We start from the raw sequence: 13,368 nt of genomic DNA, 5'->3' as shown, positions 1-13,368 counted from the left end.
GGCGGTTCGTTCACGTGCTCCTGGATGCTCACGTCACCCACGCCTTCCCGTCGGAGCTCTCCGTCGTGCGGCTCATGCGGGCAGCCAACGGCGGACGCAGGCGATCAGCTCACGGCTGTCGACCGGCTTGGTGACGTAGTCGCTGGCACCCGAGGCGAGGCTCTTCTCCCGGTCCCCGGGCATCGCCTTCGCGGTGACCGCGATGATCGGCAGATCCGCGTACCGCGGCATGGAGCGGATCTCGGCCGTGGCGGCGTACCCGTCCAGCTCGGGCATCATCACGTCCATCAGGACCAGGGCCACGTCCGGGTTCTCCACGAGTCTCTCGATGCCCTTGCGGCCGTCCTCGGCGTGCAGCACCCGGAAGCCGTGCAGCTCCAGGATGCCGCTCAGCGCGAACAGGTTGCGGGCGTCGTCGTCGACGACCAGCACCGTGCGCCCGGCGAACGAGCCGTCCACCACGGCCTCCGGGGCCGACCGCTGCGCCTCGTCCGGGCGCACCAGCGACAGCACGTCACCGGGCTCCTCCGCCGACAGGTGCAGCGCGATCCGCTCCCGCAGCTCGTCCAGGCTGGACAGAAACTCCAGGGCCGTGCCCGAGGCCCGGGTGCGCAGGGTCGCCTCGACCTCGGCGTCGGTCCGGTGCCCGCTGTGCACCAGGACCGGCACGCTCGCCAGGGCGGAGTCCCCGCGCAGCGCCTCCAGGAAGCGGGTCACCTCCGCCTCGGCCATGCCCAGCTCCAGCACCACGCAGTGGCAAGGGTCGGCGGCCAGCGCACCGGCCGCCTCCTGGGCGCCGACGGCGGTGATGATGTCGACCGAAGGGCGCGAGGCACCGCCCGCGTCCGTGACGTCCTGCACCACGCTCTCCGCGACGAGGGTGAGCAGCCCCCGGGGCCGCTCCTCCACCACCAGAAGGCGGCGCGGACGCTGTCCCGGCGCGGCGGGTGCCGCCTCGATCGCGGGCGCCTGCCGGGAGGACACCTCCGGCAGCTCCTCGCCGGCCGTCTCCTGCTCCGCGACCGAGGTGGGCCGCAGCTGCTGCTCGAAGTCCGGCCGGGCCACCGGCAGGAACAGGGTGAACGTGGAGCCCTGGCCCGCGACACTGTCCACGGTGACCGCGCCGCCGAGCAGATGCGCGATCTCCCGGGTGATGGACAGACCGAGGCCGGTGCCGCCGTACTTGCGGCTGGTGGTGCCGTCCGCCTGCTGGAAGGCGCCGAAGATCGACTCCAGGTGCTGCTCCGGGATGCCCACCCCGGTGTCCCGCACCCGGAAGGCGACCACGGGACCGCCCCGCAGCACCTGGCCGGGCACCTCGTCGTCCGGAGCCGGCTCGATCCGCAGCTCCACCTGGCCCCGCTCGGTGAACTTCACCGCGTTGGACAGCAGGTTGCGCAGCACCTGACGCAGCCGGGAGTCGTCGGTCAGCAGGTCGGCCGGTGCGCCCGGCGCCGTGGTGACCGTGAAGTCCAGGCTCTTCTGCATGGTCATCGGCCGGAAGGTCGCCTCGACGTACTCGACGAGCCGGCGCAGCTCCACCCGCTCGGGGCTGACGTCCATCTTCCCGGCCTCGACCTTCGACAGGTCGAGGATGTCGTTGATCAGCTGCAGCAGGTCCGAGCCCGCCGAGTGGATGATCTGCGCGTACTCGACCTGCTTGGGGGAGAGGTTGCGCGAGGGGTTCTGGGCGAGCAGCTGGGCGAGGATCAGCAGGCTGTTGAGCGGGGTGCGCAGTTCGTGGCTCATGTTGGCCAGGAACTCCGACTTGTACTTGGAGGCGAGCGACAACTGCTGGGCGCGCGCCTCCAGTTCCTGCCGGGCCTGTTCGATCTGCAGGTTCTTCGCCTCGATGTCCCGGTTCTGCGTCGCCAGCAGTGCCGCCTTGTCCTCCAGTTCGGCGTTGGAGCGCTGCAGTTCCTCCTGCTGGGTCTGCAACTCCGCGGACCGCTCCTGCAGTTCGGCGGTCAGCCGCTGCGACTCCACCAGCAGCTCGTCGGTACGGGCGTTCGCCACGATGGTGTTGACGTTGACGCCGATGGTCTCCATCAGCTGCGCCAGGAAGTCCTGGTGGATCTGCGTGAACGGCGTCACCGACGCCAGCTCGATCACACCGAGGACCTGCCCCTCCACCACGATCGGCAGCAGCACCAGCGCGGTCGGCACCACCTGACCGAGCCCGGAGGAGATGGTCACGTAGTCCGGCGGCAACGCGTCCACCGTGATGGTGCGCCGGCTGCGCGCGGCCTGCCCGACCAGCGTCTTGCCGAAGGCGATCCGGGTGGGCCGGTCGCTGTCCTCGGGGTAGCCGTAGGAGCCGACGAGCCGCAGCTCGGGTCCGTCCGCGCCGTCGTCCGCGAGGTAGAAGGCGCCGTACTGGGCGGACACCAGCGGCACCAGCTCGTCCATGATCAGCTCGGCGACCACGGGCAGGTCGCGGTGACCCTGCATGAGCCCGGACACGCGGGCGAGGTTGGTCTTCAGCCAGTCCTGCTCCTGGTTGGCCCGGGTGGTCTCGCGCAGGGACTCCACCATCGCGTTGATGTTGTCCTTGAGCTCGGCGACCTCACCGGAGGCCTCCACGTTCACCGAGCGGGTCAGGTCGCCCTCGGCGACCGCGCTGGTCACCTCGGCGATCGCGCGGACCTGCCGGGTGAGGTTCCCGGCCAGCTCGTTGACGTTCTCGGTGAGCCGCTTCCAGGTGCCGGAGACACCCTCGACCTCGGCCTGTCCGCCGAGCCGTCCCTCGGTGCCGACCTCGCGGGCGACGCGGGTGACCTCCTGGGCGAAGGCCGAGAGCTGGTCGACCATCGTGTTGATGGTCGTCTTCAGCTCCAGGATCTCGCCGCGCGCGTCGACGTCGATCTTCTTCGACAGGTCGCCCTTCGCGACGGCCGTCGTCACCAGCGCGATGTTGCGTACCTGGCCGGTGAGGTTGTTGGCCATCGAGTTGACGTTGTCGGTGAGGTCCTTCCAGGTGCCGGCGACACCGGGCACATGGGCCTGTCCGCCGAGCCGTCCCTCGGTGCCGACCTCGCGGGCGACGCGGGTGACCTCGTCGGCGAAGGCGGACAGCGTGTCCACCATCGTGTTGATGACGTCCGCGAGCGCGGCGACCTCACCGGCCGCCTCGACCCGGATGCGCTGCGACAGGTCGCCCCGGCCCACCGCGGAGGCGACCTGGGCGATGGAGCGCACCTGACCGGTCAGGTTGGACGCCATCACGTTGACGTTGTCCGTGAGGTCCTTCCAGGTGCCCGAGACCCCCCGCACCTGGGCCTGTCCGCCGAGCCGTCCCTCGGTGCCCACTTCGCGGGCGACGCGGGTGACCTCGTCGGCGAAGGCGGAGAGCTGGTCGACCATCGTGTTGATGGTGTTCTTGAGTTCGAGGATCTCGCCGCGGGCGTCGACGGTGATCTTCTGCGACAGGTCGCCCTGCGCGACCGCCGTCGCCACCAGCGCGATGTTGCGTACCTGACCGGTGAGGTTGCCGGCCATGAAGTTCACCGAGTCGGTCAGGTCGCGCCAGGTGCCCTTGACCCCCTGCACGTCGGCCTGTCCGCCGAGCCGTCCCTCGGTGCCGACCTCGCGGGCGACGCGGGTGACCTCGTCGGCGAAGGCGGAGAGCTGGTCGACCATCGTGTTGATGGTGTTCTTGAGTTCGAGGATCTCGCCGCGGGCGTCGACGGTGATCTTCTGCGACAGGTCGCCCTTCGCCACCGCAGTCGTCACCTGCGCGACGTTGCGGACCTGTGCTGTGAGGTTGCCCGCCATGGCGTTCACCGAGTCGGTGAGGTCCGCCCAGGTGCCCGAGACCCCCGGCACCTGCGCCTGACCGCCCAGCGTCCCCTCGGTGCCCACCTCGCGGGCGACGCGGGTCACCTCCGAGGTGAACAGCGAGAGCTGGTCCACCATCCCGTTGAAGACCTTGGCGATGTCCCCCATGAGCCCGTCGGCGTCTCCCGGGAGCCGGGTACCGAAGTCCCCGTCCCGTACGGCCGTCAGTCCCGCGAGGAGCTGCCGCAGCTCCTTGTCCCCCGGCACCGTGTCGGTCCCCTCGGTGCTCCTGCTGGTCATGCGCACCCTCGCTCCGGCCCCATTCAATGCGCATTCCCGCAGATCAGCGGAGTCGCGCGACGAGAAATACGCCGCAGATTAACCCACCTCCGGGGCGTGCGACAAAGCGGTCCGGGTCCTTCCCGGACCCGTTGAGAATCACTGATTCCGGCGGGCATGTTCCCGGGATTCGGGGGTACTTGAGCTCTTTTCGCGAGAGCGCTGCGAAGGGGCGCCGCGAGGGACGCGCCCGGCCGCACGCTTTCGGCGGGCGCCGTTCGAATGTGTGAGCGCCAGAGGGGTATCTGCTCGGGTGGAGGGGGCGGAGTGCCGCCCCGCTCCGGTCAGGGGAGCAGTCGTTTCACGGGGAGGCCGGCAGCAGTGCCCACCGACATCATCTGGTCGTACGCGCGGGACCTGGACCACGTCCGCGGGGCGGACCTGACGGGATGGAGCGTCGTCGCGAGCGACGGCACCGTCGGCCATGTCGACCGCCAGGCCGGCCACCACGGCATGGCGCACCTCGTCGTGGACACCGGAGTGTGGGTGTTCGGCCGCAGTCTGCTGGTGCCCGTCGGCGTCGTCGCCGCCGTCGACACCACCGAGCGGAAGCTGACGGTGTCCTGCACCAGAGGCGAGCTGAAGGCCGCGCCCCGCTTCCGCACCGACAGCGAGACCATGGACGTCACCTATCTGACCGCCGTCGGCGACTACTACCGCGCGCTGCCCGCCCCCCGGCGCCCGGCCGGCTGACCACCCGCGGGGCCGGGTCGGTTCACCACGGCAGGAAGACGTGGATGTCCTTGCCGCGGTCGTCGGTCACGACGCTCACCTGGTCGCAGAGGGTGTGGATCAGATGCCATCCGATGCCGCCCCCGCCGCTGTGCGGGTGGAACGGCCGCGGGGCCGGCTCGGTGGTGCTGGTGTCGTGCATCACCACGTGCACCCCGTCGAACGTGCGGCGCAGACGCAGCTGGAACGGCCCGGGGGCGTACTGGACCGCGTTGGCGGCCAGCTCCGTGACCACCAGGAGTATGTCGTCCCAGTGCTCCGGGGCCGTCGGTGCCGACGCCCGGGCCAGGTCGAAGAGGAAGTCCTCCGCGACCAGACGTGCGTCCGTCACATCGTGCAGCTCCCCCGGGAAGCTGGCGATGCGGCTCGTGATCTCCTCGCCGGCCAGTGTTCTGTCCCTACGCGACTCGGGTGCCATGTCGCCTTCCAGGCCCCGTCCGTAACCGGGGCGGTCGTTGCTGCTCCTGTGCGTTCCCCGATCTGTGGGTTCCCGTGCGGGCGGAGCCTACGCGCCCGCATGCCCGACGGCCTGTGGTGACAAACACCGCACGCCCCGGCGCGCGCTCACCGGAACACGTTGTCGGCGTCCTCCCAGGCCGACGACTCCTCCGGCACGGGCGTACGCTCCGGGCGCCTGCGGGACTGGTACATGGCGTCGATCTCCAGCGCGTACCGCCGCACTATCTCGTCCCTGCGCAGCTTCATCGACGGCGTCAGCAGACCGTTGGTCACGTCGAACGGCTCCGGCAGCACGCGGAACACCCGGATCGACTCCGACGGGGAGACGCTGCTGTTGGCCGCGGCGACCGCCCGCCCGATCTCCTCCCGCAGCGCGTTCTCCTCGCGCGCCTCCCGGGCCGGGGCGTCGCCGGGCAGCGACAGCGCGGCCCGCCAGTCCGCCAGGAAGTCCGGGTCCAGTGTGATCAGCGCGCCCACGCACGGCCGGTTGTCGCCCACCACCACGGCCTGGTGGACCAGCGGATGCATCCGCAGCCGCTGCTCCAGGGCCGCCGGGGCCACGCTCTTGCCGCTGGTGGTGATGATGATGTCCTTCTTGCGGCCGGTGATCGTCAGATAGCCCTCCGTGTCCAGCCGGCCCAGGTCCCCGGTGGCCAGCCAGCCGCCGCGCAGCGCGGCCCGGGTGGCGGCCGGATCGCCCACGTACCCCTGGAAGACCGACGGGCCGCGCACCAGGATCTCCCCGTCCTCGGCCACCTGGATCGCGGTGCCCGGCAGCGCCTGCCCGACGGTGCCGGACTTCTCCCGGCCGTACGGCTGCATCGTCACCCCGCCGCTGGTCTCGGTGAGGCCGTAGCCGTCGTGCACGTAGATGCCGATGCCCTCGTAGAAGAGCGACAGGTCGCGGCTGAGCGGCGACCCGCCGGAGGTGGCCCGGCGCACCCGGCCGCCGAGCGTCGCCCGCAGCTTGCGGTAGACGGTGCGCTCGTACAGGGCGTGCTGCATGCGCAGGTCGAAGCCCGGTCCCGAGCCGCGTCCGAGGCGCTGGCGCTCCGTGGCGGCCGCGAAGTCCCGGGCGGTGGTGGCGGCCCGCTCGAACAGCGCCCCGCGCCCCGACAGCTGCGAGGCGCGCAGGAAGTTCTTGTAGATCTTCTCCAGCAGCGACGGCACCGCGTACAGGTAGGTCGGCCGGAACGTGCGCAGCGCCGTGGACAGCGCGTCCGCCCCGAGGTCCGGCTCGTGTCCCATCAGCAGGCCGCCGCGGACGCACAGGCTCTGGATCATCAGCCCGTAGACGTGCGAGAACGGCAGGAAGGCCAGCACGGAACCCTGCTCGCCGGGCGGCTGCGCCACATGCCCCCAGCCCTCCAGCAGCGTGTCGCAGATGAAGGCCAGCCCGCGGTGGCTGAGGGCACAGCCCATGGCGTGCCCCGAGGTGCCGGAGGTGTACGCCACCACGGCCGTGGCGTCGGGCGGCACGATGCGCCGCATCGAGTCGACCGTGGCCGGCGGGATGGCCTCGCCGCGCGCCGCCAGCTGATCCAGCGCCCCCGCGTCCAGCTGCCACACGTGCCGCAGGCGCGGCAGCACGGCGCACACCGACCCCACCGTCATCACGCTCTGCTCGTCCTCGACCAGCACGGCGACCGCGCCGGAGTCGCGCAGGATCCACCCGACCTGCTCCCGCGAGGAGGTGGGGTAGATCGGCACGACCTCGGCGCCCACCGTCCACAGGGCGTGGCACAGGACCGTCCACTCGTAGCGGGTGCGCGCCATGATGGCGACCCGGGTGCCCGGCGAGATCCCGGACGCGATCAGGCCCTTGGCGAGATCGACGACCTCGTCGCGGAACTCCACGGCGGTCACCTCCTCCCAGGTGGCGGAGGCCGGACCGGTGCGGCGGGCGAGTACCGGCAGGGTCGGGCTCTCGGCCGCCCTCGCGAACAGGCTGTCGGCGAGCCCGCCGGTCAGGGGCGGGGCGGACGGCGGAGCGAGAGCGGAGTCGCGCATGCACTGCTCCTCACAGGGACGGGGGCGTGGCGGTGCCTGAATCTAGTCGAGCCCGACCGGCCCTGCGCCGGGATCACCTCAAGTGTGTCCGCACTGATGATCTGTGCGCTTTCGGGGGACCCGGTCCCCATGACCTACGTCAATCCCGATCCCGATCCGGAACGCACCACCGGCCTCGAGGCGGGCGGTGGTGTCCCACCGGGCGAGACCCCGCCCGCGGAGAGCAGCATGCCCGAGGCGGGCCCCTACGAGACGCACAACCCGACCAAGGGCTGGGCCAAGGGACCGATGACCGCGATCCTCGTCGTGGTGGCGTTCATCGCGGCGTTCTTCCTGGCCTACGCCATCATCCTGCTCATCTGAGCCGACCACCGCGACAGCCGCCGGTATCCCCTGCCGGCGGCCGCTCCCGCACGGCCCGTGCCCAGCGGCGGTTCCGCTTCTCCGACTTCTCGGCGCAGTCGTACGCCGCGGCGCCGCCCCGGTGCCGGGGAGAGCTCGGCGCAGTTCCCCGCGCCCGCATAGGCGCACTGCGCCCGAGCGCCCCGAAGGGGCGCGGGGAACTGCGCGACCAGCCCCCCACCCACCCGCACGAGCCTTGTCCGGGTGCGCCGAGGTACGCCCTTGGTCAGGACGGAGGGCAGGCCGCCGACGCGGAACTCGACCCTGCCTTCCGGGACGCGATCACCTGGATCCGCCGGCCTGCCCGGCAGACCCCCGGGGCTACGCCTGCGTGTGGCGGACGCATTCCGTGACGACGTCGCGGAGGCTGTCCGTGCGGTGCAGCAGGTGGCGCTGGATCATGGCGCCGTTGCCGTCATGGAGCAGGCGTTCGCAGCCCTCGCGGGCGCGGTCCAGGTCGCCGTGGTCGGTGAGGGCGTCCGCGGTGTGGTCGAGGAGGGCGCGGACGACCGCCTCGGCGGGCATGCGCCGCATGGTCCCCGGGTGCAGCAGCTCTCCGGTCAGACCGGAGCGGGCCGCCTGCCAGGCGGCCAGCCGCAGCAGACTGACCCCCGGGTCGACCGGCTCCCGGCCGTCCCGCCACTCCCGCGCCGCCGTCTCCACCAGCGCCCGGACGAGCGTGGCGATCAGCCCCGCGGTCTCCGCGTGCAGGGCGACGTCGGAGACGCGCACCTCCACCGTCGGGTACCGCTGCGACAGCCGCGCGTCGAAGTAGATCATCCCCTCGTCGAGGATCGTCCCGGTCGCCACCATCTCGGCGACCCGCCGGTGGTAGCGCTCGGGCGAGCCGAACATCTCGGTCGGACCCGCCGACGGCCAGCGCTGCCAGACCCGGCTGCGGTAACTGGAGTAGCCCGAGTCCTTGCCCTGCCAGAACGGCGAGTTGGCGCTCAACGCGGTCAGCACCGCCAGCCACGGCCGCAGCCGGTCGAGCACCGCGACGCCCTCCTCGTCGGACTCCACCGACACATGGACGTGGCAGCCCATGACGAGCTGCTCCCGGGTGGCGATGCCGTACTGCTCCTCCATCCACCGGTACCGCTCGGTCACGCCCACCGACGGGCTGACCGGCAGCGGAGACGTGGCGAGCGCGGCGACCGTGCAGCCGATCGACTCGGCGTGGCCCGCGGCCTCCTTGCGGCAGCGGGCGATCTCCGCGTGCAGGCGCTCCATGGACGACTGCGGATGCGTGGCGAACTCCACCATCTGCTCGTGCAGTTCCTTCTCGAAGACGTCCTGCCCGGCGTCGTCCCGCTCGGCGCGGGCGAGGACCGCTGCGGACATCGCCCGCGGTTCGCCTGTCTCCGGATCGACCAGGAGGAGTTCCTCCTCCACTCCCACGGTGCGCACGTGATGCTCGCCCTTCCGCTCCCTGCCGCGTCGACGCCGAGCAGCCCTCGGCCGTACGACCCGCATGCCCCGCGCGGGCCGCGGAACACCTGGTGCCGTCGCCGGGGCGCCACCGGGCGCGGACGCGGGCGTCACAGCGGGGCGGGCGCCAGCCACACCGTCGCGAGCGGGGGAAGGGCGAGCCGGACCTGACCGTCCTCGGGCTTGACCGGGTCCGGGTTGCCCACGCCCGAGCCGCCGTAGCGGGCGGCGTCGGTGTTGAGGACCTCCTCCCAGGCGATCACGTCGTCGCCCACCCCGAGCAGGTAGTCGTCCCGGACCACGGGGGAGAAGTTCGACACCGCGAGCAACGGCCGGCCCTCGGCGTCGTACCGCAGGAACGCGAGGACGTTGTCGTCGGCGGAGTCCACCGCGACCCAGCGGAAGCCGGACGGGTCGGTGTCGCGCTGCCACAGCGCGGGACGGTCCCGGTAGTGCGCGTTGAGGTCCCGCACCAGGTCCTGCACCCCGCGGTGGTCACCCGCCGAGTGGTACCCCTCGTCCAGCAGCCACCACTCCGGGCCCGCCTTCTCCGACCACTCCGCGCCCTGCGCGAACTCCTGACCCATGAACAGCAGTTGCTTGCCGGGGTGGGCCCACATGAAGCCGAGGTAGGCGCGTACGTTCGCCCGCCGCTGCCACCAGTCGCCGGGCATCTTCGACACCAGCGCCTGCTTGCCGTGCACCACCTCGTCGTGCGAGATCGGCAGCACGTAGTTCTCGCTGTAGGCGTACACCATCGCGAACGTCATCTCGTGGTGGTGGTACTTGCGGTGCACCGGCTCGTGCGAGACGTACTCCAGCGAGTCGTGCATCCAGCCCATGTTCCACTTCAGCCCGAACCCGAGCCCGCCGGTGTCGGTGGGCCGGGTCACCCCGCCCCACGCCGTGGACTCCTCCGCGATGGTCACCACGCCGGGGCAGCGCCGGTACACGGTGGCGTTCATCTCCTGGAGGAACGCCATCGCGGCCAGATCCTCACGGCCGCCGTAGGCGTTGGGCTCCCAACAGCCGTCCTCGCGCGAGTAGTCGAGGTAGAGCATCGAGGCGACCGCGTCGACCCGCAGCCCGTCGATGTGGAACTCCTGGCACCAGTACACGGCGTTCGCGACCAGGAAGTTGCGCACCTCGGTACGGGCGTAGTCGAAGGTGAACGTCCCCCAGTCGGGGTGGTCGGCGCGGCGCGAGTCTCCGGGCTCGTACAGCGGCTCCCCGTCGAACCGGGCCAGGGCCCAGTCGTCCTTCGGGAAGTGCGCGGGCACCCAGTCCATGATCACGCCGATGCCGGCCCGGTGCAGCGCGTCGACCAGGTACTTGAAGTCGTCGGGGGTGCCGAGCCGGGCGGTCGGCGCGTAGAAGCCGGTGACCTGGTAGCCCCAGGACGGCCCGTACGGGTGCTCGGCGACCGGCATCAGCTCGACATGCGTGAAGCCCATGTCCTTCACGTACGCCGGCAGCACCTCGGCGAGTTCGCGGTACGTCAGCCCCGGCCGCCACGACGGCAGGTGCAGCTCGTACACCGAGAACGGCGCCTCGTGCACGGGCGTGTCCCCGCGCCGCGCGAGCCACTCGTCGTCGCCCCACTCGTACCGCGAGGCGGTGACCACCGACGCGGTGTTCGGCGGCGCCTCGGTACGGCGGGCCATCGGGTCCGCCTTGAGGAAGCGGTGGCCGTGGCGCGAGTGGATCTCGAACTTGTAGCGGGTGCCCTCGCCGACGCCCGGCAGGAACAGCTCCCACACGCCGGACGAGCCCAGCGAGCGCATGGGGAAGGCCGTGCCGTCCCAGTAGGTGAAGTCGGCGGCGACCCGCACCCCGAGCGCGTTGGGCGCCCACACGGTGAACCGCGTACCGGTCACGCCCTGGTGGGTCATGGGGTGCGCGCCGAGCGCCGTCCACAGCTCCTCGTGCCGGCCCTCGCTGATCAGGTGCAGGTCGAAGTCGCCGAGCGCGGGCAGGAACCGGTACGGGTCGTGCGTCTCCTCCGGCGCGTCGTCACCGTAGGCCACCGCCAGCGTGTACGCGGGGACCGCGTCCAGCGGCAGCACGCCGGAGAACAGGCCGTCGCCCTCCGACACCAGCGGGGTGGCCTCGCCGTCGACGACCACGCTCACCTCGCGGGCGAACGGACGCAGCGCCCGGAAGGCGATGCCGCCGGGCACCGGGTGGGCCCCCAGCAGCGCGTGCGGGTCGTGGTGGGCGCCCGCCAGCAGGCGGCCCCGGTCGTGCGGGTCGAGGGCGGGGGCGGTCGTCCCGGTCGCGGGGGCGGACGGGGCGGGCCCGCCCGATCCGGGCAGCGGGGTCTCGTGCAGGGCCACGGCTCAGTCTCCTCTCACGGCGAGGCGCTCGATCGCCGCCATCGGTACGGGCAGCCAGTCGGGTCGGTGCCGGGCCTCGTACAGCACCTCGTACACGGCCCGGTCCGTCTCGTAGGCGCGGAGCAGGCCGTGCTTCTTGCGCGGGTCCCAGCCGGCGCGGGCCGCGTAGCCCGCGCAGTAGGCCTCGCGGCAGCGCCGCGCCCACTCCGGACGCCAGGGGCGGCGCTGCCGGGCGGCATAGTCGAAGGAGCGCAGCATCCCCGCGATGTCCCGCACGGGGGAGTGGGCGCTGCGCCGTTCGGAGAGCGGCCGGGACGGCTCGCCCTCGAAGTCGATGACGAACCACTCGCGCCCCGCCCGCAGCACCTGGCCGAGGTGCAGGTCGCCGTGGATGCGCTGGGCGGGCGGCCCGGCGTCGCAGGTGGTGAGCGCGGCGAAGGCGCTCCGCAGCCCCGGCACGTACGGCTGGAGCGCGGGGACGGCGTGCGCGGCGGCGGTCAGCCGCTCGGTCATCGCCGCCGCCGTGTGCCCGTTCTCCCCGGGCGCCCCGACCGGGAACGCCGAGGAGAGCGCCAGATGCACGTCCGCCGTCGCGCGGCCGAGGGCGTGCGCCTGCGCGGTGAAGTCGTCCCCGGCGGCGAGTGCGTCGAGGGCCAGCGTCCAGCCGTCGGCGGCGTTGCGCAGATACGGCTGGAGCACGCCGAGCGTCGCCTTGAACGGATGCGTCGTGCGCAGCCACGCCACCGGCGCGGGCACCCGGTGGCAGCCCTGCCGGGCCAGCGCCCCGGGCACCTCCAGGTCCGGGTTGACGCCGGGCTGGATGCGCCGGAAGACCTTCAGGATGTACTCGTCGCCGTACACCAGCGAGGAGTTGGACTGCTCGGCGTTCAGCACCCGCGGCACCAGACCGGCCGGCACCTGCTGCGCCGGGTCGCCCTCGAAGTGCAGCGGGCCCGCCGTGCCCGGCCGGCGCAGCCGCTCCAGCAGCAACTGCGCGGCGCGCGGGTCCTGCAGGGCGTCGTAGACCGTCAGGCCGGCCAGCCGTCCGTCCCGCACGGTGCCGATGAGCGCCTTGCCCAGACGCGGCGAGGGACGCTCCCGCACCCCGAGCAGGAGCTGGTAGCAGTCACCGGCGGGCGTGGTGCCCCCGGGGGCGGGCACACCTCCGTGCGCCGCGTGCACCAGTACGTGCAGACAGCCCGGGAACAGCTCGGTCATGGACAGCACACCGAGATCGGTGACGGGGCGGTCCTTGCCCGCGAACCAGCGCTGCAGCGGCAGCCACTCGCGCAGCAGCCCGGCGAGCGAATCCATGGACTCGGCGGGCGCGCTCCGCGGGCGCAGGAATGCGGTCTTCGTCATCGTGACGCCTCCTCTCGCCGGCACACGCTCACAGTCGTCGGCCGATGCGGGATGCGACTCTGGTGAGCCGGAACCAGTAGAAGCCGTGGCCCCCGAGGGTCAGCAGGTACGGCAGTTCGCCGATGGCCGGGAAGCGCACCCCGCCGAACAGCTCCACCGGGTGCCGTCCGTCGAACTCGCGCAGGTCGAGCTCGGTGGGCTGGGAGAAGCGGGAGAAGTTGTTGACGCAGAGGACCAGGTCGTCCCCTTCTTCCCCGTTCGGGGGGGCCTCGCGGAGGAAGGCGAGGACGGCGGGGTTGGAGGAGGGCAGCTCGGTGTAGGAGCCGAGGCCGAACGCCTTGTTCTGCTTGCGGATCTCGATCATGCGGCGGGTCCAGTGCAGCAACGACGANGGTGAGGCCATGGAGGCTTCGACGTTGGTGACCTGGTAGCCGTAGACCGGGTCCATGATCGTGGGCAGGTAGAGGCGGCCGGGGTCGGAGGAGGAGAAGCCGGCGTTGCGGTCCGGGGTCCACTGCAT

General features: G+C 72.0%; 9 protein-coding genes. 2 read left to right on the top strand and 7 right to left on the bottom strand.

Features of this window, described 5'->3' with window-relative positions:
* Positions 1–72: 72 nt before the first annotated feature.
* Positions 73–4,077 carry a HAMP domain-containing protein gene (locus tag B100_RS0118445; RefSeq protein WP_024885909.1) on the bottom strand — a complete coding sequence of 1,335 codons (4,005 nt, stop codon included), beginning with the start codon at positions 4,075–4,077 and terminating at the stop codon, positions 73–75.
* A 360-nt stretch (positions 4,078–4,437) separates the two neighbouring features.
* Here B100_RS0118445 and B100_RS0118440 point away from each other — a divergent pair, with 360 nt between their 5' ends.
* Complete coding sequence (locus B100_RS0118440) at positions 4,438–4,809, top strand: PRC-barrel domain-containing protein (protein WP_024885908.1); 372 nt, start codon at positions 4,438–4,440, stop codon at positions 4,807–4,809.
* A gap of 22 nt (positions 4,810–4,831) precedes the next feature.
* Here B100_RS0118440 and B100_RS0118435 read toward each other — a convergent pair whose 3' ends face one another.
* Both B100_RS0118435 and B100_RS0118430 read right to left on the bottom strand, forming a co-directional pair.
* Positions 4,832–5,266 (bottom strand): ATP-binding protein, encoded by a 435-nt coding sequence (locus B100_RS0118435; RefSeq protein WP_024885907.1) that lies wholly within the window; start codon positions 5,264–5,266, stop codon positions 4,832–4,834.
* A 146-nt stretch (positions 5,267–5,412) separates the two neighbouring features.
* Positions 5,413–7,317, bottom strand: coding sequence for an AMP-dependent synthetase/ligase (locus tag B100_RS0118430; RefSeq protein ID WP_024885906.1), 1,905 nt, complete (start codon positions 7,315–7,317; stop codon positions 5,413–5,415).
* A gap of 129 nt (positions 7,318–7,446) precedes the next feature.
* Between B100_RS0118430 and B100_RS0118425 the strand changes: the two genes are divergently transcribed.
* The gene (locus B100_RS0118425; RefSeq protein WP_024885905.1) at positions 7,447–7,680 is read left to right on the top strand and encodes a DUF6480 family protein; all 234 of its coding nucleotides are present in this window, start codon (positions 7,447–7,449) and stop codon (positions 7,678–7,680) included.
* A 360-nt stretch (positions 7,681–8,040) separates the two neighbouring features.
* Here B100_RS0118425 and B100_RS0118420 read toward each other — a convergent pair whose 3' ends face one another.
* The 4 genes from B100_RS0118420 to B100_RS0118405 form a co-directional block, all read right to left on the bottom strand.
* Positions 8,041–9,129 carry a glutamate--cysteine ligase 2 gene (locus tag B100_RS0118420; protein ID WP_024885904.1) on the bottom strand — a complete coding sequence of 363 codons (1,089 nt, stop codon included), beginning with the start codon at positions 9,127–9,129 and terminating at the stop codon, positions 8,041–8,043.
* Positions 9,130–9,260: 131 nt separating this feature from the next.
* Positions 9,261–11,486: a 1,4-alpha-glucan branching enzyme gene (gene glgB, locus B100_RS0118415; protein WP_024885903.1), complete on the bottom strand. Its 2,226-nt coding sequence runs from the start codon at positions 11,484–11,486 to the stop codon at positions 9,261–9,263.
* Positions 11,487–11,489: 3 nt separating this feature from the next.
* Entirely contained in the window at positions 11,490–12,848 is a 1,359-nt protein-coding gene (locus B100_RS0118410; RefSeq protein WP_024885902.1) for a maltokinase N-terminal cap-like domain-containing protein, read from the bottom strand.
* 28 nt (positions 12,849–12,876) lie between these two features.
* Positions 12,877–13,368: alpha-glucosidase C-terminal domain-containing protein (locus B100_RS0118405; RefSeq protein WP_024885901.1), on the bottom strand; the 492-nt coding region annotated here is incomplete at its 5' end.

The sequence above is a fragment of the Streptomyces sp. CNH189 genome (genome assembly GCF_000527195.1).
This window is presented reverse-complemented; position numbering and strand designations above follow the sequence as displayed.

Bases quoted from the DNA above. Each gene is read 5' to 3' on its own strand.
- B100_RS0118445 (WP_024885909.1), bottom strand. From the start codon at position 4,077: ATGACCAGCAGGAGCACCGAGGGGACCGACACGGTGCCGGGGGACAAG.
- B100_RS0118435 (WP_024885907.1), bottom strand. From the start codon at position 5,266: ATGGCACCCGAGTCGCGTAGGGACAGAACACTGGCCGGCGAGGAGATC.
- B100_RS0118430 (WP_024885906.1), bottom strand. From the start codon at position 7,317: ATGCGCGACTCCGCTCTCGCTCCGCCGTCCGCCCCGCCCCTGACCGGC.
- B100_RS0118425 (WP_024885905.1), top strand. From the start codon at position 7,447: ATGACCTACGTCAATCCCGATCCCGATCCGGAACGCACCACCGGCCTC.
- B100_RS0118410 (WP_024885902.1), bottom strand. From the start codon at position 12,848: ATGACGAAGACCGCATTCCTGCGCCCGCGGAGCGCGCCCGCCGAGTCC.